Here is a 21,230-nt window from a genome sequence, read left to right as displayed (position 1 = left end):
GCGCGGCGAAAACCGCCAAAACCCACCGCGCTTCGGTCCACACGGGGCACACCGGGGTTGCGGATGCCACGGCCGTGCCACATGTACGGTGTGTGTCGACGCGACCTTTCCCGAGGCTCGTGTCGCTGGTCGTACCGCATCCCGTGTGCGGTGCGTCCGGGAGAGGAGATGGATCGATCAGCATCATGCCGGTGCCTGCGATCCCGAGAAAAGACAGCGCCCCTATGACCCGTCGAACAGCGATCGTAATCGGCTCCGGTATCGGGGGTATCGCCTGTGCGATCCGCCTGCAAAGCCTTGGCTTCGACACCAGGATCGTCGAGCAGCTGGATGACGTGGGGGGCCGCGCCTATGTCCGGCGGGCGGAAGGCTTCACCTTCGACATGGGGCCGACCGTGCTGACCGTCCCGCATTTCATCGAGGAGCTTTTCTCGCTGGAACGCGACGTGGCGATGCTGGCCGCCCCCGATTTCCCCGAGGACGTGCTGGGCGACCACCAGCGGATCCTGACGGGCACCAGCGGCGGGCCCAACACCAGCCGCTATCTCGAGATCGTCCCGGTCCTGCCGTTCTACCGTATCTATTTCGACGACGACACCTTCTTCGATTACGACGCCGATCCGGAGAACGTCCGCGCGCAGATCGCGCGGCTCGCGCCCGAGGATCTCGAGGGGTACGAGCGGTTCCACGAGGCGGCGCGCGCGATCTTCCAGCGCGGGTTCCTCGAACTCGGCTACACCTATTTCGGCAGCCTCGGCTCGATGGTCGGCGTCGTGCCCGATCTGCTCAAGCTAGGCGCGATCCAGCCGCTGTTCTCGCTCATCAGCAAATATTTCAAGAGCGACAAGATGCGGCAGGTGTTCAGCTTCGAGCCGCTGCTGATCGGCGGCAATCCGCTCAAGGTCCCCGCGATCTATGCGATGATCCACTTCGTCGAGAAGACCTGGGGCATCCACTATGCCATGGGTGGCACGGGCGCGCTGGTGAAGGCGCTCGTCGTCAAGCTCGAGGAGCTCGGCGGGACGGTCCAGCTCAACGCCAAGGTGGAGCGGATCGAGGTCGAAAAGCGCGGCGGCAAGCGGGTCGCGACCGGCGTGACGCTCGCCTCGGGCGAAACGCTGGCGGCGGATCTGGTCGTGTCCAACGGCGACTATGCCACCACCTATCTCAAGCTGATCGACAAGGCGCACCGGCGGATCAATCGCGATGCCGTGGTCAAGTTCCGCAAGCAGAGCATGTCGCTGATGGTGATCTACTTCGGCTATGAAAAGCGCGAGGGCGATCCCGATGTGCGGCACCACAACATCATCCTCGGGCCGCGCTACGAGGAACTGCTGACCGACATCTTCGAGCGCAAGATCCTCGCCGAGGATTTCTCGCAATATCTGCACGTCCCCACGCTGACCGACCCGAGCCTCGCGCCCCCGGGCCATCATGCCGCCTATACGTTGATCCCCGTCCCCAACACGCTGGGTGATATCGACTGGGACGCGGTCGGCGAAGGGTTTGCCGAGAAGGTGCTGAATTTCCTCGACGATCGCGGCTACATCCCCGGCCTGCGCGAGCGGCTGGTGTATCGCAGCTTCGTCACGCCCGACTATTTCGAGCAGACGCTCGGGTCCTATGCGGGCAACGGCTTTGGCGTCGAGCCACGGCTGACGCAGACCGCGTTCTTCCGCCCGCACAATCGCAGCGAGGATATCGCCAACCTCTACCTCGTCGGACAGGGCACGCAGCCGGGCGGCGGCACGCCGTCGGTGATGATGTCCGCCAAGATGACCGCGCGCGAGATCGCGCGCGATTATCAGGTGGAACGTCGGATCGTTGAAGGCATGCCGGCCTAGCGGGCGCTCCAACGGACGGTGACGGCCGCCGCGTTACGCGTGTGCCGCACCGATCCGCTCGGCCAGCTTCCGTCCGGACAGCCAGGCACTCTCGACCCTGGGGGCAAGCAGCCAGTCACCGACCGCGCCGATCCGCGCAGCGTCGTTCCACAGCGCGCCTGCATCACCCGCGGCGACGCGCGCATAGCGCCAGCGATGACCGATGTGCAGGATCGGTTCGGGAAGCGGATCGATCGCTTCGGCGGCAAGCCCCGCCAGCAGGGCATCGACGACATCCGTTTCCGCGTCCTCGAGATGGTCGCGCGACCATTGCGGGCTCCCCTGGATCACCCAGGCCTCGGGCCCGCCGCGACCCGGTTTCGCGCTGTTGCGCGCAGCCCAGCCGATGATGCCGGACTGCTTGACGATGTCGGCGGCGATCGCGACGCGCTGGTGGAACGCGACCATCGCGGTCCAGCACGGCGCGGAGGAACACGCGCGCGCGGCGGCCGCCAAGGTCGCGTCGGGCGCTTCCAGCAGAACGGCGGCCTGCTCGGCCGGGATCGCGACCACGACCGCATCGAACGTCGCATCGGACAGCGGCTCCAGCGCCCAGCCCGCGCCCACGCGTCGGATCGTCTCGACCCGGCTGTTCCACTGCACGTCGAACCGCTGCGCCATCGCCTTGACCACGGCGTTCATCCCCGGAGTGCCGACCCAGGCGTCGTCCCCAGCGCTCGGCCAGCGCGCCACGACGTCTTCGCTATGCCAGCGCTCGACCATCGCCGCGAAGGCAGGATCGCGCGCCGTGAAATATTGGGCGCCGTGATCGAACGCGATTTCGCCCGCTGCGCTGGCCACCCGCCGGGTCGCCATCCGTCCCCCTGCGCCGCGTCCCTTGTCGAACACCTCGAGCACATGCCCCTGCGCCTGCAACACCTCGGCACAGGACAGGCCGGCAATGCCGGCTCCAACCACAGCAATTTTCATGCGCACTCCACCAGAAATCGGCATTCGGGAGGCTCGCCATCGCCTCGCCCCCCGGCAGGATACGCCACACGGCCCCGCGCGGCATCGGGCAAGCTCACCAACCGCGGCTGCCCGGCACGCCTTTGAACGGACCGGCCAGCGCGCTGGTGATCCAGCCGCCATAAAAACCCCCTGGCTGCGGCACGACGGTTTCTCCGTTCACGCTGCAACGATCGAATGGGCCAGCATAGAAAGCGACATGATCGCGCAGCATCATGAAGCCCGCTGTCGGGCTGGCATAGCTCCAGCCGACCGCAGGCAACACGATGCCGTCGAGGAGAACGTCCCAATAGGTCGCGGCGCCCTTCCACTCGCAGAACGAACTCCCCTGCGCCCGCCGCAATACACCGGGCGCGATGGCATCGACCGGTATGTAATAGCTTGGCGGGTGGCTGGTCTCCAGCGTCCGGATGCTCGCCCGTGTATCCGCGATGATGCGACCGTGATGCTCGATCTGGATCCTGGCAGGGCTCGGTTCGGCAATGGCGGGGCGCGGGTAGGCCCAGACACTCTCCTGGCCGGCACCCGCCGGATCGGGGCGGGGCCTCATGACGCCGCCTGAGGATCGTTCGTTTGCCATGGCCGGCTCCCGCTCCTGCCGCGCTGAAAGGACGCCACGTTTCCAGCGCCGCGACACATTTTCGCCGCCGGCGGTGTCGGCACTGGTCGTTCATTGGTTGTAGGGCGACGATCCGTGATGGTAAAAAGGCCCGATCTGGTCATTGTCGTATAGCAGGTTCAACGCGCCCGGATGGGGGGACGTTCCAGATGGATGGTAGGGAAAAGGATCGCTCCCCGTCGCCGGAACCGCCATTGGCCGACCGTCGCGACGGCCCGGGCGACACGGGATCGCACGGCCTCGCCGCGCTGCTGCAGATCGCGGAATATGCCGGCGACCTGATCGGGCTTTGCGATGCCACCGGCACGCTGTCCTATCTCAATCCCGCCGGCCGTCGGCTGATCGGGATCGACGATGCCGATATCTTCCCGCTGCGGCTGACCGACTATGTCGACCCCGGACAGCGATCGCTGGTCGAGGGCGAAATTCTCCCCACGGCCGAGCGCGATGGCGTCTGGGAGGGCGAGATGCGCCTGATCCATCGCAAAACCAACGCGGTGATCGAGACCCGGCGTTCCACCTTCGCGCTACGCTCGCCGCCGGGCGACGTCACCGGCTTCGTTTCGGTGATGCGGGACATCACCCAGATCAAGGGCGAACAGCATCAGCTGCGCCGACAGGTCGAAACGTTCGAGGCCCTGATCGCCCACAATCCGTTCGGCGTATATCTGGTCGATGCGGACTTCACACTGAGGGTTGTCAGCCGAGGCGCGCAGAAGGTGTTCGAAAACGTCCGTCCGCTGATCGGACGGCCCTTCGCGGATGTTCTGCGCGCGATCTGGCCAGAACCGTTCGCGAGCGAGGCGATCGGCCACTTTCGGCAGACATTGGAGACGGGGACCGCCTATGAGGCGCCGACGACGTTCGAGCGCCGTGCCGACGTACCCGTGCGCGAGGCTTACGATTGGCGCATCGAACGCATGACGCTGCCCGACGAACGCCACGGCGTGGTCTGTTATTTCTACGACCTGACCGAACGCGAACACTGGACCCGTGCCTTGGCCGAGCGCGAGGCGCAGCTCCGCGACCTGACCACCGACCTCGAACGCCGCGTCCGCGTCCGCACCGCTGCCTTGAACCAGGCCAACGAACGCCTGTCCGCCGAAATCGAACGGCGCGAGGCGATGCAGGCGGCGCAACTGCAGAACCAGCGACTGGAAACCGTGGGCCAACTGACCTCGGGCATCGCGCATGACTTCAACAACATCTTGGGTGCCGTGATCGGCGGGTTCACGATCATCGAAAACCGCACCGACGACCCGCGGATCCGTCAGGTCGCCGGCATGGGTCAGCGCGCCGCCGAGCGAGGTGCCGCGCTGATCCGCCAACTCCTCGCGTTTGCGCGGTTGCAGAACGTCGTGCCGCAGCAGGTCGACCTGGCAGCCGCGATCGGCGAGATCTCCGACCTGATTGCTCACGGCATCCGCCGCACGGTCGCGCTCGACATCCAATGTGCCGAGGACGCGTGGCCCGCGCTCGCCGATCCGACGCAATTGCAGTCGGCGCTGCTCAACCTGGTCAACAATGCCAGCGACGCGATGAGCGGCGGCGGGCACCTGCGCATCGACATCGGCAATGCCCCCGCCACCGCCGCCGACCATCCGGCAGAACTGGCGGGGCAGGACGCGGTCCTGATCGTCGTCACCGACAATGGCCCGGGCATGGACAGCCAGACGCTGCAGCGAATTACCGAGCCGTTCTTCACGACCAAGGCGCGTGGCCAGGGGACCGGCCTGGGCCTGGCGATGGTACAGCGTTTCGTCCAGCAATCGAACGGCGCGTTGCGGATCGAAAGCCAGGTCGGCCGGGGCACGACCTTTTCGCTCTACCTGCCACGCGCGTTGAACGGCGACCCGGCGGACTTGCCACCGGAGGCAGCGCCGAGCGCGACCGATCTTTCCAGTCGCGCCTTCGAAACCGTGCTGATCGTCGACGACGATCGGGAGTTATCCGCAATTCTCCGCGAAGGCCTGTCCGACTATGGGTTCGATGTCCGCGTCGCGAACGATGGCACGACCGCGCTTGAGATAACGCGAACCCGCGCGATCGACGTCCTTGTCACCGACGTGGATCTGCCCGACGGGTCGGGAGCCGAGCTGGTTGCGGCGGTACGCGCCGCGGGCTTCGACATGCCCTGCCTTTTCATGACTGCCGTCAACGACCTCGGCACGCTGGATGGCGAGACGGTCGTGCAGAAGCCGTTCAGCCCGGCCGTGCTGCATTATGCAATCCGTCGCATGCTGGCGATCCACAACCAGCGCACCTCCGACGCCGCTCGCATCGACCGGCTGGCCCTCCGCCTGAAGTCCGACTGCGCGCGAACCCTGATGGAGCATTGGCGCGCGATCCGCACCAGCCCGACCGTCCCACCGTTCGATCGTTTCACGCTCACCGCCTGCAGCGAGCCGCACCGCATCGTCGTCGCCGCGGTCGACCTGGGCCGGGTCCCGATTGCGTTCGACTTCACGCTGGTCGGCACGACCCTGCGCGACACCGGCGCGGACGGCGCCAGCATAGCAGCTCTGCCGATCAGCGGGGACGACAGCCTGGCGGCGCGGACGGCGGCGTACCAGCGGTGCGCGTTGACCGGGAAACCGTCCTATGAATATGCGCGGATCGATCTCGGCGACGGACAGGTCGAAACGTTCGAACGGCTGCTGCTGCCTTTTTCGACCAACGGGACGGTGGTAGACCGGATCGTGGGCGCGATCGTCATCGACCGCGAAACGGCTGGGGGGCGGACATGATCATCGATCGCGATCTACCAGAATTCGAAACGCGGCATCTGGCCAGCGCGATCGAGGCGCTGCCCGGCGACATCGTGGATCGACTTCCCTTCGGCGTCATCCGGATCGGCAACGATGGCCGGGTCGAATATTACAGCGCGACGGAACGGCGGCTGTCGGGGTCGGGGGACCGCGACCGGGTGGGACTCGACTTTTTCGCGCGCATCGCCCCCTGCATGGACAATCCGGAGTTCCGCGGTCGGGTGGAACGCGCACGGGCGGCTGGAACGCTCGACCTCGAATTCAGCCATGTCGGCGACTTCGAGGATCGCGACCGCGAGATGAGCATCCGGATCCAGTCGGCCAGTTCGGGTGGCTATTGGATGTTCCTCCGGCGCGACTGAAACCCGGCACATCGATGCGGCTGGAGGCCCGGGGCGGCATCGTCGTCCGTGGCAATTCCATAGAAACGCGTTGCGGCTCCGCTGAACAGGCTCGCGACGTCCGCCCCGGCTTGAACCGCAAGGTGCCGGGCATCCGCGTACCATTGGTGCCAATCGTCACCCGACATCAGCACGACCGGCCAGTCGCTGCCCCACATCAGCCGTTCGCCGAATGCGCTGACGAGATGATCGACATAGGGCGCGAGCGCCGCCGCGGGCTGTCCCCGCGCCTGTTCCGTTCGAAGTCCCGACAGCTTGCAATGGACGCCGAGCCGCGACAGCGTCGCGATCCGGGCGCGCCATGGGTCGAGCGTGCCGTTGGCGGCATCGGGCTTGGCCGCGTGGTCGATCACGATCGGAAGATCGGGCCAGCGCTCGACGAAACGCGCGAGCATCTCGAGATGGCGCGGCTGCACGAGCGCATCGAGCCGCAGGCCGGCCGCCTGCATCGCCTCCAGGGCGGGGACGATGGCGGGCTGTAACAGCCAATCCGTATCGGGGATCGACTGCAGCATCGGGCGCAGTCCGCGCAACTTCGGGGCGGCGGCCAGTGCCTTGATCCGGTCCGGCGCCCCCGGCGCGGTGAGATCGACCCAGCCGACCACCGCCCGAACCAGCGGTGTGCGATCCGCGAGCGCAATCAGCCAGTCCGTATCCTGGTCGGTGGGTTGCGACTGCACCAGGATGGTGCCCACCAGTGCGGGGCTTGTCGCTTCCGTCAGATCCTGCGGGAGGAAATCCCGATGGATCGCCACCTCGGCCGTTGTCGGCCAGCTGTGCCCGGGCGTCGTCAGGGACCAGAAGTGCTGATGCGCGTCGATCACCCGGGTCATGTTGCGGTGCCGCCCGCGCGCGCCATCGCCTCCGATGATCGGCAGACATCCGTTGGTGATAGGATCAAGGTGCCCACGCCTGCTCCATTGGAGTCCTGACTCTACTTGCTGCGCGATTGTTTTCACGCATGCACGGGCATTGTCAAAATTTCCTGGTGTTCCCCAACGCACCATCTGGTCGGGCCTGCAGGCGACGGGCGGCTACACCGTCATGCGGATCCGGGGGGAACAGGACCAGCTGGTCAGGACCTTCGTACCCCGCAACACCCCGCGGTTGCACGTCACCAACGCCAAATATCTGGGCGGGCAGCACGCTCCCGGGCCGGCCGCGGGTCGACCGCTCAAAAAGCGGGCAACACCGCGCCCTTGTAATGCGTGGTGATGAAGGCGCGGGTCGCCGGGCTTTGCAACGCCGCGATCAGCTTGATCACACGAGGATCCTTGTCCCCACCCGCGCGCCCCACCACGAAATTGACATAGGGTGATTTGGCGTCCTCGATCACCAGCGCGTCGCGCACGGGGTTGAGCTTCGCGTCGAGGGCGTAGTTCGTGTTGATCAGCGCAAGGTCGACCTGGTCGAGCACGCGCGGGAGGGTCGCCGCCTCGAGTTCCTTGAACTGCAGCTTTCGCGGGTTGCTTGCCACGTCGTTGAGGGTCGCCAGCGGGTCTGCCGGGTTCTTCAATCGGATCAGCCCGGCTTTCTGCAGCAGCAGGAGGGCCCGGCCGCCGTTGCTCGGCTCGTTCGGGATCGCGACCGTGGCACCGGCCGGCAGGGCCGCGATCGTCTTCCATTTGCGGGAATAACCGCCGAGCGGTTCGACGTGGATCCCGGCATAGGGCACCAGATGCGTCCCGCGCGCGGCGTTGAACGAGTCGAGATACGGCTTGGTCTGGAAGTAGTTCACGTCGATCTGCTTCTGGTCGACCTGAAGGTTGGGCTGCACGTAATCGTTGAAGACGCGGATCTGCAGGTCGACCCCTTGCTTCGCCAGCGCGGGCTTCACCGATTCCAGGATCTCGGCATGCGGCACCGCGGTGGCGGCAATCGTGAGCGTGGCCCCGTCGGTCGGCACACCGCCCCGCGAACAGGCCGCGATCGCCAGGAACGGAAGGGCTGCAAGCAAGAGGCGACGATTCATGCGGGGTTTCCTGAATTCAGCGACGCGTGACGGACTGGGCGAGCCGGTCCCCGGCGAACTGGATCCCCTGGACGAGCAGCACGAGCAAGGCAACGGTCACGACCATCACATCGGTCTGGAAGCGCTGATACCCGAAGCGGATCGCGAGGTCGCCGAGCCCCCCTGCCCCGACCACGCCGGCCATAGCGGTGAACGATACCAGCGCCACTGCGGTCACCGTCGCGCCCGAGATCAGGCCGGGAAGCGCCTCGGGAATCAGTGTCCCGGTGACGATCTGGAGCGGTGTGGCGCCCATCGCCTGGGTCGCCTCGATCGTGGTCCGGTCGACCTCGCGCAGCGCGCCTTCGACCAGCCGTGCGTAAAAGGGTGCAGCCCCCACGACGAGCGGCAGGATCGCGCCGACGACGCCGAGCGACGTTCCGACCAGCGCGACCGTCAACGGGATCATCACGATCAGCAGGATGATGAAGGGCACCGACCGCAGGATATTGATGACGATCCCGAGCATCCCATGCACGACCCGGTTGGCGCCGATCTGCCGCTTGCCCGTGAGGTAGAGCAACACGCCCAGCGGCAACCCGAGCAGGATGGTCAACGCGAGCGACGCGCCCAGCATCACCAGCGTGTCGATACAGGCCGTCCCGATGTCCGCCCAATTGACGTTGGAAAACCAGCCGCTCATGCGTGCAGCCCCGCGAGCATCTGCCGCGTCGCCGGATGACGTGCCGCGGCGAAGACGGCGTCCACCGTTCCTGTTTCGACCACCTTCCCGCGCTCCAGCACCGCGACCCGGTCGCAGACCGCGCGGACCACATCCATTTCATGCGTGATCAGCACGATCGTCAGTCCCAGATCCTGGTTCAGTTCGCGCAACAAGGCCAGCACGCTGCGAGTCGATTCCGGATCGAGGGCGCTGGTCGCCTCGTCGCACAGCAGGACGTCCGGTCCCGTGGCGAGCGCGCGGGCGATCCCGACACGTTGCTTCTGGCCGCCCGAGAGCTGGGCAGGATATTTCGCCGCATGCTCGGCCAGCCCCACGCGATCGAGCAACGCGGCCACCCGCACCGCACGTTCGGTCGCAGGAACGCCGGCCAGCTTCAGCGGGAAGGCGACATTGTCCGCCACGGTCCGCGACGACAGCAATCCGAAATTCTGGAAGATCATGCCGATCCGGCGCCGCAACGTCCGCAGCCCGGCGGCGGGTAGCGTACCGATATCGATCCCCTCGATCTCGACGTGCCCAGAACTCGGCCGTTCCAGCGCATTGATCAGCCGGATCAGCGTCGACTTGCCTGCGCCGGACGGTCCGATCACGCCGAACACCTCGCCTCGCGTGACCGACAGCGTCACGCCGTCGAGCGCAGCCGTGCCGTTTCCCTCGAACCGTTTGTGGATGTCGACGAGCGCGATCACCGCGGGGTGATCACCTGCGCGGCGAAGCGTTCCATCTCTTCCGCCTGCGGGCTCATCTGCAGCAGCAGCAGGTCGAGCCCGACCCCCTCGTAATCCGCGATACGCTGCCGGATCTGTTCGGGCGTGCCCACCAGATTGGGGCGCAGGCCGCGGTTGGAGACCGAATATTCCTGAATCTTGAGATCGCGTTCCAATTGCGTGCCCGACAGCCATTGGTCGAAATTGGCATATCCCGCGGGCAGATCGGTGACGGTGGTGATCCGTTCGAGTTCCCGCTGCGCCTCGGCCTCGCTATCGCGCACGATGGCATAGGCCGCCATGCCATAGTGCATCGGGGCGCCGCCGGCAGCCGCGCGGCGCGCGGCCATGTCCGCGATCTTCGGGGCGATTGCCGCCACCGGGTCCCCGTGCATGACATAGGCGTCGCATTGCGCCGCGATCATGGCCTTGGCCTTTTCGCTTTCACCGCCTGCATATACCGTCGGACGCTTGGCGGGCTTTGGGGCGCAGATCGCATCCTCGGTCCGATAATAGCGTCCCGCGAAGCTGAACCGCTCCTCGTTCCACAGTCCGTCGACGACGGTCAGCCATTCGGCGGTGCGGGCGTAGCGATCGTCGTGTTCGTCGAACTGCAGGCCGTATTGCCTGGCCTCGTCGGCCCACCAGGACGAGACGACATTGAGGGCCAATCGGCCGCCCGCGATCCGATCGATATTGGCGGCCGCCTTGGCGAACAGGGCTGGATGGTGAAAGTTCGGGCGGACGGCAACCATCAGCTCGATCGACTCGGTCACCGCGGCCAGCGCCGCCGCGGTGGACCAGGCGTCGAGCGCGGGCTGTTCCACGCCTTTGATGTCATTGAGGTTGAGTTCGGCGATCAGGGTCAGATCATAGCCGATCCGTTCCGCGCGCTGGGTCAGGCGCCGGGTATAGTCCCAGCTTGCCTCCATGCCTTCGTCAGCGACGTTGCGCAGCCAGCCCCCGAACACCGGTGTCCAATAGCCAAATCGCATCAGCGCGCTTCCTTGATCACGGTCTCGAGATAATCGACCAGCCGTTCGTGCGGATCCCAGCCGAGTACGTCGAGCGGCTTTGCCACGAAATTGGACAGCGCGTTGATATCGTAAAAGCGCGGCACGCCGTCCCGATCGTCGATCATCACCTCGATACCCCCGACGTCGAGCCCGGCCGCCTGGGCGATCGCCTCGGCCGCCTGGCGCAAATGCGGTCCGGGATCGGCCGCCACCATCGGGATCGGGGCGCCGGGCACCTGGCATGCATCGGCCGGACACAGATCGAACGTCCCGCCGCCGGCAATGTCGAGCGCATAGAGGAAGGCCCGGTCGAGCGTCTCGATCCGCGTGACCGTGCCGTTCCGCGCGGGCACATAATCCTGCACCAGCAGCACGCCGTCGACACTCGTCGGCAATGTCCGGTCGGCAACCGCGGCCCGCAGTTCGTCGATCGAGTCGTAGCGAACGATTCCCGCGCCAGATCCGCCGATGTTCGCCTTGACCACGAGCGGGAAGGCGAGCGTCGCGGCGGCCGCCGGCACGTCCGCCGCGCGGTGGACGACGCGAGTCTCCGGAATGGCGAGTCCGAGGCCTGCGATCAGCGACAATTGCCGCGCCTTGGAGGAATCGACCGCCAGCACGTCGGGACCGTTGACGATTCGCGCACCCCCGCGCTGCCAGTGATCAAGCAGTGCGATACTGTGAAAGATCGGATGTTCGTCGCTGCGCAGGAAGCTCGACATCGCGATCCGGTTGAACACGACGCGCGCCGGTGGCGTACCGTCGGCAGGATCGAAATGCCCGTCGGGACGCACGGCGACGTAATCGATCCCGCGCCGATCGAGTGCGTCGAATAGCGGCGCAAACCAGACCGGGTGTTCGTAGAGCAAAGCAAGATCTGTCACGGGGTCTCCTGTACCGGGGCGCACGGTAGTGATGCCAATGCCGTCTGCACGTTCTGGCGTCGGCAAACACCTGCTTGCGGCAAACCAAGCAATTCTATGACGAGCTGGCTCGTCACGTCATAATCCTTCCGCGACCCAATGCGCATTGGACAGTCGTCGGGCCAGCGTCCAGGCCTGCGTCCGGATATCGGGAACCGCGACGATTTCCCAGAACGCGCCGCGGGTCATCGGGCCCAAGGCGAACAGGCGGTCGTTCGGTCGGCCATCGCGTCCGATCACGCGCATCTGCTCGTCCACGTCGATCCCGAGCTGGGCCGCATCCGGACGGATCGCGCCGCGCGTGGTCAGTTGGCGAAGTACGGGCTCGCCCGTTCGGCGCAAGTCGCCCTGTGGCCCGGTGCAGTTGATGATCCACTGCACGTTCAGCGGCTGCGACGCGGCGCTTCCCCGCGGCCGCCACGTGACGTCCACGCCGGTCGCTCCCATCGCGACGCGCTCGATCTTGCCCGCGACGAGCGCAAGGCGACCGGTCGACCGAAGCGCGGCGATCCGGTCGGCCACGGGGGGCGCCAGGCGGTGCCGATGGATGTCCCACCAGGGTCGTGCATGGCGAATGAACCGCGCGCGTTCCGCGGCCGACGCGGCGTGCCACATGTGCTGCGTGAACGGCCGTAACTCATCGACCGCGCTGCGCCAGCCGATCACCGTGCTGCGCATGCGCAACGTCCGGACGAGCTGAGACAGGCGCGTCCCGGGACGATCCTTGATCGCGACCCACGGTGCCCCGGGCGCGGTATGCGCGTGTGGCAACAACCCGCGCCGGGACAGGGCGACGATCCGGCCTGCAAACCCCTTGGCGTCGAGCAGCAGGGCGACATCCACCATCGTCAGCCCCGTACCGAGCACCAGCACGGTATCGTCGCGGCCCAATCCTTCGGTAGCCGACGCCGCCCAGCAATCCCCGGCGTAGCGAGACGGCGCGATCGCATCGAGGTCGAGCCCGGCCGGTGCGTGCGGGGGCAGGTTGCCGACCGCAAGAATGGCGGCATCGGCGGCAAGGCGAGTTCCGTCCGCGAGCACGACCTGCACGCCGGCCGAGTCGACGACGTCGACAACCTCCCCGCGCACGATCCGCAGACGATCCGGGTTTTGCGTGGCCACGCCGGCGAGCACGGCCTTCAGATAATCGCCATACACGAGCCGCGGCACGAAGGTCTGCGCGACCGCGGCATATCCCTGTTCCTCGAGCCACCGGACGAAATGTCCCGGATCGTCGGGAAAGGCACTCATGTTCGACGCGCGGACATTGAGCAGATGGGCCGGGTCGGCAGCGCCGTAAGCGAGCCCCGTCCCGGCATCGGCCTGACGATCGATCAACGTCGCGCGCGGGCCGTCGTGGCGAACCAAGTTGATCGCGGCGAGCGAGCCCGAGAACCCGCCCCCGACGATTGCGACATGCTCGATCACGTCACGGTCCCAAGGTGGGGACATTCGGCCAGCTGCGTTTCTTGTCGTCCGTCCATCGCCGTCCCCATGTCTTGCCGCACCCTGCCCGGACGTCCCAACCGTGTCGTCAGTTCCGCCGTTCCCTCCCAAGGTCCGGCAAATAGCGCAGCTTATCCGGTGGATAGATTTAGCCGGGTTCAATTCCCATTGAATAGATAGACTATGGCGTATCCGTCGGAGATTGCCAATGTCGCCACAGCATTCCCCCCACGCCGCATTCCTCCCCAGGATTGCAACGCGCCGGCTTCCCGCAATTCGGCGGCAGCGTATGGCAATCGAATGGCCGACCCTGCTGGTTGCGGTGACGCTCTATGCCGCGTGGCTGGCCGCGACATGGTGGCATGCGGTGATCCCGGATGCGGCTCTTGCTGCCATCGGCGCGTGGCTGATCGCCTGGCATGGATCCCTGCAACATGAGACGATCCACGGGCATCCGACCCGCGTCGCCGCGATCAACGGCGCGATCGGGTTTCCACCACTCGCCTTGTGGCTGCCTTATAGTCTCTATCGCAGGAGCCACGTCGCGCATCATCGCAGCGTTTCGATCACCGACCCGGACCACGATCCCGAATCGCGGTACGTCACACGGCATTCGGGGCTCGCGGCCGTGGCCGCGCGGATGCAGGCGCCGTTGCTGGGACGGTTGGTGTTCGGCCCGCCGATCGCCATTGCGCGCCTGATCCTCGAGGAAGCGCAGCGGGCGCGCAAGACCCCCCTGGCTGTCGCGCGCGACTGGTTGCCGCACGCCGCCGGGGTGGCGATCCTAGTCGCATGGCTCTCGTGGACCGGGGTCGGCATGGGACGATATTGCCTGCTGTTCGTCTATCCCGGTATGGCATTGACCCTGCTGCGATCCTTCGTCGAACATCGCGCCGATCTGCGGGCACCGGGCCGGGCGGCCACGGTCGAACGCGGGGGCGTGCTTGGGTTGTTGTATCTCAACAACAATCTGCACGCCGCGCACCACGATCGACCGGAGCTCGCCTGGTATCGGTTGCCCGCCTATCACGCCCGGCATCGTGCCCGGCTCGCACCCGACGACGGCGCAATATATCGCGGGTATGGCGCGGTCTTCCGGCGGTTCGCCGTCCGGCGGCACGATGCCCTGCTCTACCCCGGCGACAGGAGTCCCCATCCGTGAGCACACCTGTCGCATCGCTCGGCATGTACGACCATCCCGCCCAGCATGCGGCCAACGACCGGCTCTGGAGCGCGCTCGCCCATCGCCTCGTCGCACGCGGGATCGCCGCGCCTCGACAGCTCGACCGAGCACGCTCCGTCGAGGCGATCTGGCGCGACCCGCGCCTGTTGCTCGCGCAGGCCTGCGGCTATCCTCTGGTGACCGATCCCAGGCTGGCGCTCCGCGCCGTCGGAATCCCCGTCTACGACTTACCGGATTGCGGCATCGGCACCCATTTGAGCTACCTGATCGGCCGGCGCGAGGACGCGCCGGCGGGACTTGCGGCGTATCGTGCCCGACGCGCGGCGATCAACGCGCGGACGTCCAACAGCGGGCATAACCTGTTCCGTGCGGCGATCGCGCGGCTCGCCCGTGACGGACGGTTCTTCGCCGGCGTCGTGGAAACCGGTTCACATCGCGCGAGCGTCGCCGCGGTGCGTGACCGCATCGCCGACATCGCGGCGATCGATGCCGTGAGCTATGCCGCCTTGTGCCGGTTCGAGCCGGCGGCGGTCGACGGTCTCCGGATCGTGGCGCGAACCGCCGCATCGCCCGCGCTCCCGTTCGTGACCGCGCGCTCCACGCCGATCGAGACGGTCGCCGCGCTGCGCATCGCCCTTGCCGATATGATCGCCGATCCCACGCTAGCGGGCGCGCGGGACGCGCTGTTTCTGAAGGACGTGCTTCCCGCCGGGGTCGAGCGGTTCGCCGTGGTTCGTACGCTGGAGGACGACGCGATCGCGGCGGGTTATCCCGTGCTGAAGTGAATGTGCGAGCGCCCGACGGGAAGCTCAGGGCTGCCACGTCCCGCCCAGCGCGCGGACCAGATCGGTCGCCGTCTGCAGCTGCCGGTTCCGCACATCGAGCAGCGCGCGTTCGGCATCGAGCGCGGCGGTCTGGGCCGTCACGACTTCCAGATAATCCGCGGCACCATCGCGATACCGGATCAGCGCAAGCTCTCGAGTATGTTCCGCAGCGGCCGCCGCGACGCCTTGATCACGCTCCTGCGCTGCCAGTAACCGCTGGCTGACGAGGTCATCCTCGACCTCGCGGAACGCGACCAGCACGGTCTGCCGATAGTTGGCGGCGGCTTCGTCGAATTGCGCGCGGGCGACCTGGACCCCGCCGCGGCGGCGGCCGCCATCCAGCAGCGATAGCGCCGTCGACAAGGGACCGAGCGCCCAGAACCCGTTCGCTGCACTCAGCAATGCACCGCTTGCCGCCTCGAACCCGCCCGATGCACCGAGCGTGATGCTCGGGAACAAGGCCGCCCGCGCGACACCGATCCGCGCATTCGCTGCCGCAACGCGACGCTCCGCCGCGAGAATATCCGGTCGACGTTCGAGCAGTCCCGATGGCAGCCCCGCCAGAAGAACCGGCGGTGCGGTCTGCCGTTCGACAACGGCAATCGCCAGCGCGGCGGGTGCCTCGCCGACCAGCACGGCGATCGCATGTTCGTCGCGCTGGCGGTCGATCGACACCGCCTGCAATTCGGCGCGCGCGCTCGACAACAGATTCTGCGACCGGCTGACGTCGATCCCCGACGCGATCCCGCCGGCATGGCGCGTATCGGTCAGCGTAAAGGCGCGCTGATAGGCGTCCACCGTCTGGCGCAGCAGCACGATCCGCGCATCGAGCCCGCGCATGTCGAAGTAGACGCTCGCCAGTTGCGCCTGCAGCCCGAGGCGGACTCCGGCGAGATCGGCGGCGCTGGCGGCGGCATTCGCCTGCCCCGCCCGGATCGAATTGCGGACGCGGCCGAACAGGTCGACCTCATATTCGACCGACGGACCGATCGTGACCGCCGAATAGGTCGCGGCATAGCCGGGCGACAGCGGCCGACCGGCCGAGACGCGCTGGCGCGCGACATCCGCACCGGCGCTGATTTGCGGGAAGCGGTCGGCCCGCGCCTGCCGCAACAAGCCCTGCGCCTCGTCATAGCGCGCGACCGCTGCGGCGAGATTGGCGTTGGCGGCCTCGATCCGGCTTTCGAGCGTGCTCAATTCGGCATCGCCGAACGCCTCCCACCAGCGCCCGGCCGGTGGCACCGCTATTCCGGCGGTCTGCCAGCCGGGGGTGGCGGCTTCCTTGAAGGCCGCGGGCGCAGCGACCGACGGACGGACATAGGCCGGCCCGACCGAACAGGCCGCAGTCGCCAGTAACGCCTGGACCGTCGCAATCCGCCGCAGCCAGGTCTTAGCGCGCGGCATTGGCAGCCCCCGCCCCGCCGCGCCCGACCGTAACCGCATCGCCATCCGCCAGCGCGTCGGGCGGATTGTCGATCACGCGATCCTGCGGAGTCAGGCCCGAACGGATTTCGACCGTCTCGCCGCGATCCTCGCCGATCACGATCGTCTTGAGATGCGCCTTGCCGTCCGTGCCGACCAGGGCGACCTGCGTCCCGTGCTCGCCCGTCAGCAGCGCGCTGGCCGGCAGCGTCATCGCACCGGTCGCGCCGGCGACCGGGAAGCTCGCCTGCGCATAGGCGCCGGGCTTGAGCGCGCGGTCGCCATTGGCAGCCTGCAGTTCGACGAGCACCGTGCCAGAGCGCTGGTCGACAGCACCCGCGGTCCGCGTCAGCACCGCATCGAACTTGCGCCCGGCATATTCAGGGAGCGTCAGCCCGACGTGCAGCCCAGGGTGGACCTGCGCCGAATAGGATTGCGGCACACGGACATAGGCGCGCATCCGGCTGACGTCGGCGACGGTGAACAACGGGGTCGACGCCGCCGTCCCTGCCGTCACCAGCGCGCCGATATCAGTCGAGCGCGTCGTCACGACGCCGGAGAAGGGCGCGATCAGCCGGGTGAACCCCTGCGTGAAGCGATACCGCGCGACATTGGCGCGCGCGGCATTCGCCACCGCGGTCTTGGCGGCAAGGTCGCCGATCTTCTCGTCGGTCTCCTGCTTGGAAACCGCATCCTTGCTCAGCATGTTGCGCCAGCGCGTCGCGGTCGAGGCAGCGAGCATCTGGTTCGCCTTGGCCGTCTCGAGATCCGCCTGCGCCGCCGCAAGCTGCTGGTCGACCTCGGGCGCGTCGAGCACCGCGAGCGTCTGGCCCGCGCGCACGCTGTCGCCGATGTCGACATACCATTTGCGGACATAGCCGCTGGTCCGCGCGAAGATCGGCGCGCTGTTGAGCGCCTGGAGGTTCGCGGGCAGCGTCAGCGCGGCGGCGCTCCCCGCCGCCTTGGGGTGGATCACCGTAACGGTCGGCGTCGCCTGCGCCTTGGTCCACCCCGCGAGCTTCTGCTCGGAATGCGAACGGTTGGCGATGCCGAAGCCGACGACGCCGACCGCCACCACCACCGCGACGATCCCGACCGTTTTCAGCGATCCGCCCTGGCCGCGCTCAGACATGCACTTTCTCCAATTCGGGGGTCGGCGACGTCGCAACGTCCGCCCTGCGCCGGTGAACCAGGCTGAACACCACCGGCACGAACAACAGTGTCGCGAACGTCGCGACCAGCAACCCACCGATCACCGCGCGGCCGAGCGGCGCGTTCTGCTCGCCGCCCTCGCCCAGCCCGAGCGCCATCGGCAACATGCCGATGATCATCGCGAGCGCGGTCATCAGCACCGGGCGGAAGCGCGTCATCCCCGCCTCCAGCGCAGCCGCGGTCGCGTCGCCCAGTTCGGCCAGCCGCTCGCGCGCGAAGCTGACGACCAGGATCGCGTTGGCGGTCGCGACGCCCATGCACATGATCGCGCCGGTCAACGCCGGGACCGACAGCGTCGTCCCCGTCGCGAACAGCATCCACACGATCCCGGCAAGTGCTCCCGGCAGCGCGGTGATGATCACGAACGGATCGAGCCAGCTCTGAAAATTGACGACGATCAGCAAATAGATCAGCACGATCGCGCCGAGCAGCCCGAAGCCCAGGCCCGAGAACGCCCCGTTCATCGTCGCATATTGCCCGCGCAGCGTGACGGTCGCGCCCTTGGGGGCCTTGTCCTTCAGCTCCGCGAGCACCGCCTTGATGTCGCCCGCGACCGCGCCGAGATCCCGCCCCGCCGGGGTCGCGTAAATGTCCGTCACCGGCGCGATGTTGTAATGCGAGACCACCGCCGCGCCGTTCGACCGGACGATCGTGCCGATCCCGCCAAGCACTTGCGACGTCCCGTCCGCGCCCGTCACCGGGATGCTCGCAAGGTCGTCCATCGACCCGACGCGATATTCGGGCGCCTGCGCGACGACCGGATAGGAGACGCCATTCTCGGGGCTGAGGAAGAACACCGGCGCGGTCTGCGATGTCCCCGCGAGCGAGCTTGCGACACTGGTGGTGACGTCGCGCTCGGTCAGGCCGTATTGCCCGATCCGGCTGCGATCGACGTTGACGTTGAGCTGGGGATAGCGCGCGGATTGCTGGATCCGCCCGTCCGCCACGCCCGGGATCGCGGCGATCCGCCGCAGGATCATCCGCGCATAGGCCTGGTTCGCCTTGGCATCCTTGCCCGAGATCTGGATGTCGATCGGGGCCGGTGCACCGAAGTTGAGGATCTGGCTGGTGATGTCGGCGGGCAGGAACGAGAAGGTCGAGCCCGGGAAATCGCGCGGCAGCCGCTCGCGCAGCTGGCGGACGTACTCGGCGGTCGGCGCGTGGTCCTTCGACAGCTGGATCAATATGTCGCCATCCTGCGGCCCGACCGTGCCCGAATTGTTGTAGGTCGTGTTGATCGAGCTGACCGGCAGCCCGATGTTGTCGACCACCGAGACGAGCTCGTTCGCCGGGACGATCTGGCGGATCCGTCGCTCGATCAGGTCGAACTGCGCGGAGGTCTGCTCGATCCGCGAGCCGACCGGCGCGCGCACGTGCAGCGCCATCTGCCCCGCATCGACCGCGGGGAAGAAGTTCTGCCCGAGGAACGGCGTCAGCAGGAACGACAGCAGCACGACCGCGAGGAAGCCGATCACGAACGGCTTTGGCGTCGCCAGTACCCGCTCGAGCATCCCCCCGTAGCTCAGGCGGAAGCGTTCGAAGCGATGCTCGAACCCGCGCTGGAAGCGGACCAGCGGGTTGCGCGATCCGGGCGTTCCCGCCTCATGCTCATGCCCCGGGGCGTGCGGTTTGAGCAGATACATCGCCATCGTCGGCACGAGCGTGCGCGACAGGATGAACGACGCGATCATCGCGAACACCACCGCGAGCGCGAGCGGCACGAACAGGAACCCCGCGACGCCGGGCAGGAAAAACATCGGCACGAACACGATGCAGATGCACAGCAGCGAGACGAACGCGGGCGTCACGATCTGCGCCGCGCCGTCGAGGATCGCCTGCATCACCGGCTTGCCTTGTTCGAGGTGCCAGTTGATGTTCTCGATCGTAACCGTCGCGTCGTCGACCAGGATGCCGACCGCGAGGCTGAGCCCGCCGAGCGTCATGGTGTTCAGCGTGTTGCCCGTCACCGCCAGCCCGATGATCGCCGCGAGGATCGCGAGCGGAATCGAGATCGCGATGATCACGGTCGAGCGCCACGAGCCGAGGAACAGCAGGATCATGAGCGAGGTCAGCGCCGCCGCGATCGCGCCTTCCTTGACCACACCCTCGACCGCCGCCTTCACGAACAGCGACTGGTCGCCGATCGGCACGATCTTGAGCGCCGCCGGCAGCGTCTCCTGAATCCTGGGCAGCGCGTCCTTGATCCCCTGCACGATCGCGAGCGTCGAGGTCGCACCGTTCTTGAGCACGGTCATGATCACCGAGCGCGATCCGTCGACATGGACGACGTTGGTCTGCGGTGCGGAACCGTCGCGGACATGCGCCACGTCGCGCATGTAGATGGTCGCGCCATTGGCGACCTTGACCGGGATGCTGTTGAGTTCCTCGATCGATCCCGGCGCGTTGTTGAGCCGGACGCTATACTGGAACCCACCGATCTTGGCGAAACCCGCGGGGTTGATCTGGTTCTGCGCGGCGATCGCATTGCCGACGTCCTGCGCCGACAGTCCCTTCGACTGGAGCGCCTCCGGGTCGAGATCGATCTGGATCTGCCGCGTCTTGCCACCCGACGGATAGGGGATCGCCGCGCCGGGCACGGTCACCAGCCCGGGGCGGACCTGGTTGACCGCGAGATCGAACATCTTGCCCTCGGACAGCCCCGTTCCCGACAGAGCGAGCTGGACGATCGGCACGGTGGACGCGCTGTAGTTGAGCACCAGCGGTGGCGTGACGCCAGGCGGAAGCTGCTTGAGCACTGTTTGCGAGACAGAGGTGACCTGCGCGGTCGCGGTGCGGACGTCGGCGCCCGGCTGGAAATAAATCTTCACGACGCCGATGCCGGGAAGCGACTGGCTTTCGATATGGTCGATGTCGTTGACCGTCGTCGTCAGCACGCGTTCGAACGGGGTGATGATCCGGCCCGACATCTCGTCGGGCGAAAGCCCGCTATACTGCCACGCGGTCGCGATCACCGGCACGCGAATGTCGGGGAAGATGTCGACCGGCGTCCGGATCGCGGCGAGCACGCCGACGATCGCGATCAGGATCGCCATGACGATGAACGTCAACGGACGCATCAACGCGACGCGGACGATCCCGATCATGCGGCGCTTCTGCGAAGGGTCGGGGCCTGGGCGGGCCCGTGCTTGGAACGATCGTTC

The 21,230-nt window shown here is 67.1% G+C and carries 17 protein-coding genes; 5 read left to right on the top strand and 12 right to left on the bottom strand.

Annotation, left to right across the window (positions count from 1 at the left end; genetic code table 11):
- The first annotated feature begins 224 nt into the window (after positions 1–224).
- The gene (gene crtI, locus L8G49_RS18925) at positions 225–1,844 is read left to right on the top strand and encodes a phytoene desaturase family protein (RefSeq protein ID WP_242187350.1); all 1,620 of its coding nucleotides are present in this window, start codon (positions 225–227) and stop codon (positions 1,842–1,844) included.
- 33 nt (positions 1,845–1,877) lie between these two features.
- Here the strand turns inward: crtI and L8G49_RS18920 are convergent, their stop codons facing one another.
- Positions 1,878–2,813: an FAD-dependent oxidoreductase gene (locus L8G49_RS18920; RefSeq protein ID WP_242187349.1), complete on the bottom strand. Its 936-nt coding sequence runs from the start codon at positions 2,811–2,813 to the stop codon at positions 1,878–1,880.
- A 94-nt stretch (positions 2,814–2,907) separates the two neighbouring features.
- A complete protein-coding gene (locus L8G49_RS18915; protein WP_242187348.1) occupies positions 2,908–3,402 on the bottom strand; it encodes a DUF427 domain-containing protein in 495 nt (164 codons plus the stop codon).
- 263 nt (positions 3,403–3,665) lie between these two features.
- Between L8G49_RS18915 and L8G49_RS18910 the strand changes: the two genes are divergently transcribed.
- Both L8G49_RS18910 and L8G49_RS18905 read left to right on the top strand, forming a co-directional pair.
- Positions 3,666–6,218, top strand: a complete 2,553-nt coding sequence (locus tag L8G49_RS18910) for an ATP-binding protein (protein ID WP_242187347.1) — start codon at positions 3,666–3,668, stop codon at positions 6,216–6,218.
- Positions 6,215–6,601, top strand: coding sequence for a PAS domain-containing protein (locus L8G49_RS18905; RefSeq protein WP_242140256.1), 387 nt, complete (start codon positions 6,215–6,217; stop codon positions 6,599–6,601). Before L8G49_RS18910 ends, L8G49_RS18905 begins: the two co-directional genes overlap by 4 nt.
- Here L8G49_RS18905 and L8G49_RS18900 read toward each other — a convergent pair.
- From L8G49_RS18900 to L8G49_RS18870, 7 genes are all read right to left on the bottom strand, one after another.
- Positions 6,574–7,473 carry an amidohydrolase family protein gene (locus L8G49_RS18900; RefSeq protein ID WP_242187346.1) on the bottom strand — a complete coding sequence of 300 codons (900 nt, stop codon included), beginning with the start codon at positions 7,471–7,473 and terminating at the stop codon, positions 6,574–6,576. The genes L8G49_RS18905 and L8G49_RS18900 overlap by 28 nt on opposite strands.
- A gap of 341 nt (positions 7,474–7,814) precedes the next feature.
- Complete coding sequence (locus tag L8G49_RS18895; RefSeq protein WP_242187345.1) at positions 7,815–8,612, bottom strand: MetQ/NlpA family ABC transporter substrate-binding protein; 798 nt, start codon at positions 8,610–8,612, stop codon at positions 7,815–7,817.
- 16 nt (positions 8,613–8,628) lie between these two features.
- Positions 8,629–9,294 carry a methionine ABC transporter permease gene (locus L8G49_RS18890; RefSeq protein WP_242187343.1) on the bottom strand — a complete coding sequence of 222 codons (666 nt, stop codon included), beginning with the start codon at positions 9,292–9,294 and terminating at the stop codon, positions 8,629–8,631.
- Positions 9,291–10,025 (bottom strand): ATP-binding cassette domain-containing protein, encoded by a 735-nt coding sequence (locus tag L8G49_RS18885; protein WP_347272083.1) that lies wholly within the window; start codon positions 10,023–10,025, stop codon positions 9,291–9,293. The genes L8G49_RS18890 and L8G49_RS18885 overlap by 4 nt, the downstream gene beginning before the upstream one ends.
- Positions 10,022–11,038: an LLM class flavin-dependent oxidoreductase gene (locus tag L8G49_RS18880; RefSeq protein WP_242187342.1), complete on the bottom strand. Its 1,017-nt coding sequence runs from the start codon at positions 11,036–11,038 to the stop codon at positions 10,022–10,024. The genes L8G49_RS18885 and L8G49_RS18880 overlap by 4 nt, the downstream gene beginning before the upstream one ends.
- The gene (locus L8G49_RS18875; RefSeq protein WP_242187341.1) at positions 11,038–11,943 is read right to left on the bottom strand and encodes an alpha-L-glutamate ligase; all 906 of its coding nucleotides are present in this window, start codon (positions 11,941–11,943) and stop codon (positions 11,038–11,040) included. The genes L8G49_RS18880 and L8G49_RS18875 overlap by 1 nt, the downstream gene beginning before the upstream one ends.
- Before the next feature lie 117 nt (positions 11,944–12,060).
- The gene (locus tag L8G49_RS18870; protein ID WP_242187340.1) at positions 12,061–13,434 is read right to left on the bottom strand and encodes an FAD/NAD(P)-binding protein; all 1,374 of its coding nucleotides are present in this window, start codon (positions 13,432–13,434) and stop codon (positions 12,061–12,063) included.
- Positions 13,435–13,717: 283 nt separating this feature from the next.
- Between L8G49_RS18870 and L8G49_RS18865 the strand changes: the two genes are divergently transcribed.
- The gene (locus L8G49_RS18865) at positions 13,718–14,590 is read left to right on the top strand and encodes a fatty acid desaturase (protein WP_242187339.1); all 873 of its coding nucleotides are present in this window, start codon (positions 13,718–13,720) and stop codon (positions 14,588–14,590) included.
- Positions 14,587–15,396 (top strand): PhnD/SsuA/transferrin family substrate-binding protein, encoded by an 810-nt coding sequence (locus L8G49_RS18860; RefSeq protein WP_242187338.1) that lies wholly within the window; start codon positions 14,587–14,589, stop codon positions 15,394–15,396. Before L8G49_RS18865 ends, L8G49_RS18860 begins: the two co-directional genes overlap by 4 nt.
- Before the next feature lie 24 nt (positions 15,397–15,420).
- On the opposite strand, the gene L8G49_RS18855 is transcribed toward L8G49_RS18860, so the two are convergent.
- Genes L8G49_RS18855 through L8G49_RS18845 form a run of 3 tightly spaced genes read right to left on the bottom strand, consistent with a single transcriptional unit; the run spans position 15,421 to position 21,173 of the window.
- Complete coding sequence (locus L8G49_RS18855; RefSeq protein ID WP_242140247.1) at positions 15,421–16,839, bottom strand: efflux transporter outer membrane subunit; 1,419 nt, start codon at positions 16,837–16,839, stop codon at positions 15,421–15,423.
- Positions 16,826–17,989, bottom strand: coding sequence for an efflux RND transporter periplasmic adaptor subunit (locus L8G49_RS18850; protein ID WP_242140246.1), 1,164 nt, complete (start codon positions 17,987–17,989; stop codon positions 16,826–16,828). The genes L8G49_RS18855 and L8G49_RS18850 overlap by 14 nt, the downstream gene beginning before the upstream one ends.
- On the bottom strand, positions 17,982–21,173 hold the full coding sequence (locus L8G49_RS18845) for an efflux RND transporter permease subunit (protein WP_242140245.1): 3,192 nt from the start codon (positions 21,171–21,173) through the stop codon (positions 17,982–17,984). Before L8G49_RS18845 ends, L8G49_RS18850 begins: the two co-directional genes overlap by 8 nt.
- Positions 21,174–21,230 lie beyond the last annotated feature (57 nt).

This window comes from Sphingomonas sp. CARO-RG-8B-R24-01, assembly GCF_022662295.1.
Classification (GTDB): domain Bacteria; phylum Pseudomonadota; class Alphaproteobacteria; order Sphingomonadales; family Sphingomonadaceae; genus Sphingomonas.
This window is presented reverse-complemented; position numbering and strand designations above follow the sequence as displayed.

Bases quoted from the DNA above. Each gene is read 5' to 3' on its own strand.
- L8G49_RS18905 (WP_242140256.1), top strand. From the start codon at position 6,215: ATGATCATCGATCGCGATCTACCAGAATTCGAAACGCGGCATCTGGCC.
- L8G49_RS18880 (WP_242187342.1), bottom strand. From the start codon at position 11,038: ATGCGATTTGGCTATTGGACACCGGTGTTCGGGGGCTGGCTGCGCAAC.
- crtI (WP_242187350.1), top strand. From the start codon at position 225: ATGACCCGTCGAACAGCGATCGTAATCGGCTCCGGTATCGGGGGTATC.
- L8G49_RS18895 (WP_242187345.1), bottom strand. From the start codon at position 8,612: ATGAATCGTCGCCTCTTGCTTGCAGCCCTTCCGTTCCTGGCGATCGCG.
- L8G49_RS18845 (WP_242140245.1), bottom strand. From the start codon at position 21,173: ATGATCGGGATCGTCCGCGTCGCGTTGATGCGTCCGTTGACGTTCATC.
- L8G49_RS18865 (WP_242187339.1), top strand. From the start codon at position 13,718: ATGGCAATCGAATGGCCGACCCTGCTGGTTGCGGTGACGCTCTATGCC.
- L8G49_RS18890 (WP_242187343.1), bottom strand. From the start codon at position 9,294: ATGAGCGGCTGGTTTTCCAACGTCAATTGGGCGGACATCGGGACGGCC.
- L8G49_RS18870 (WP_242187340.1), bottom strand. From the start codon at position 13,434: ATGTCCCCACCTTGGGACCGTGACGTGATCGAGCATGTCGCAATCGTC.
- L8G49_RS18915 (WP_242187348.1), bottom strand. From the start codon at position 3,402: ATGAGGCCCCGCCCCGATCCGGCGGGTGCCGGCCAGGAGAGTGTCTGG.
- L8G49_RS18855 (WP_242140247.1), bottom strand. From the start codon at position 16,839: ATGCCGCGCGCTAAGACCTGGCTGCGGCGGATTGCGACGGTCCAGGCG.
- L8G49_RS18920 (WP_242187349.1), bottom strand. From the start codon at position 2,813: ATGAAAATTGCTGTGGTTGGAGCCGGCATTGCCGGCCTGTCCTGTGCC.
- L8G49_RS18850 (WP_242140246.1), bottom strand. From the start codon at position 17,989: ATGTCTGAGCGCGGCCAGGGCGGATCGCTGAAAACGGTCGGGATCGTC.
- L8G49_RS18900 (WP_242187346.1), bottom strand. From the start codon at position 7,473: ATGACCCGGGTGATCGACGCGCATCAGCACTTCTGGTCCCTGACGACG.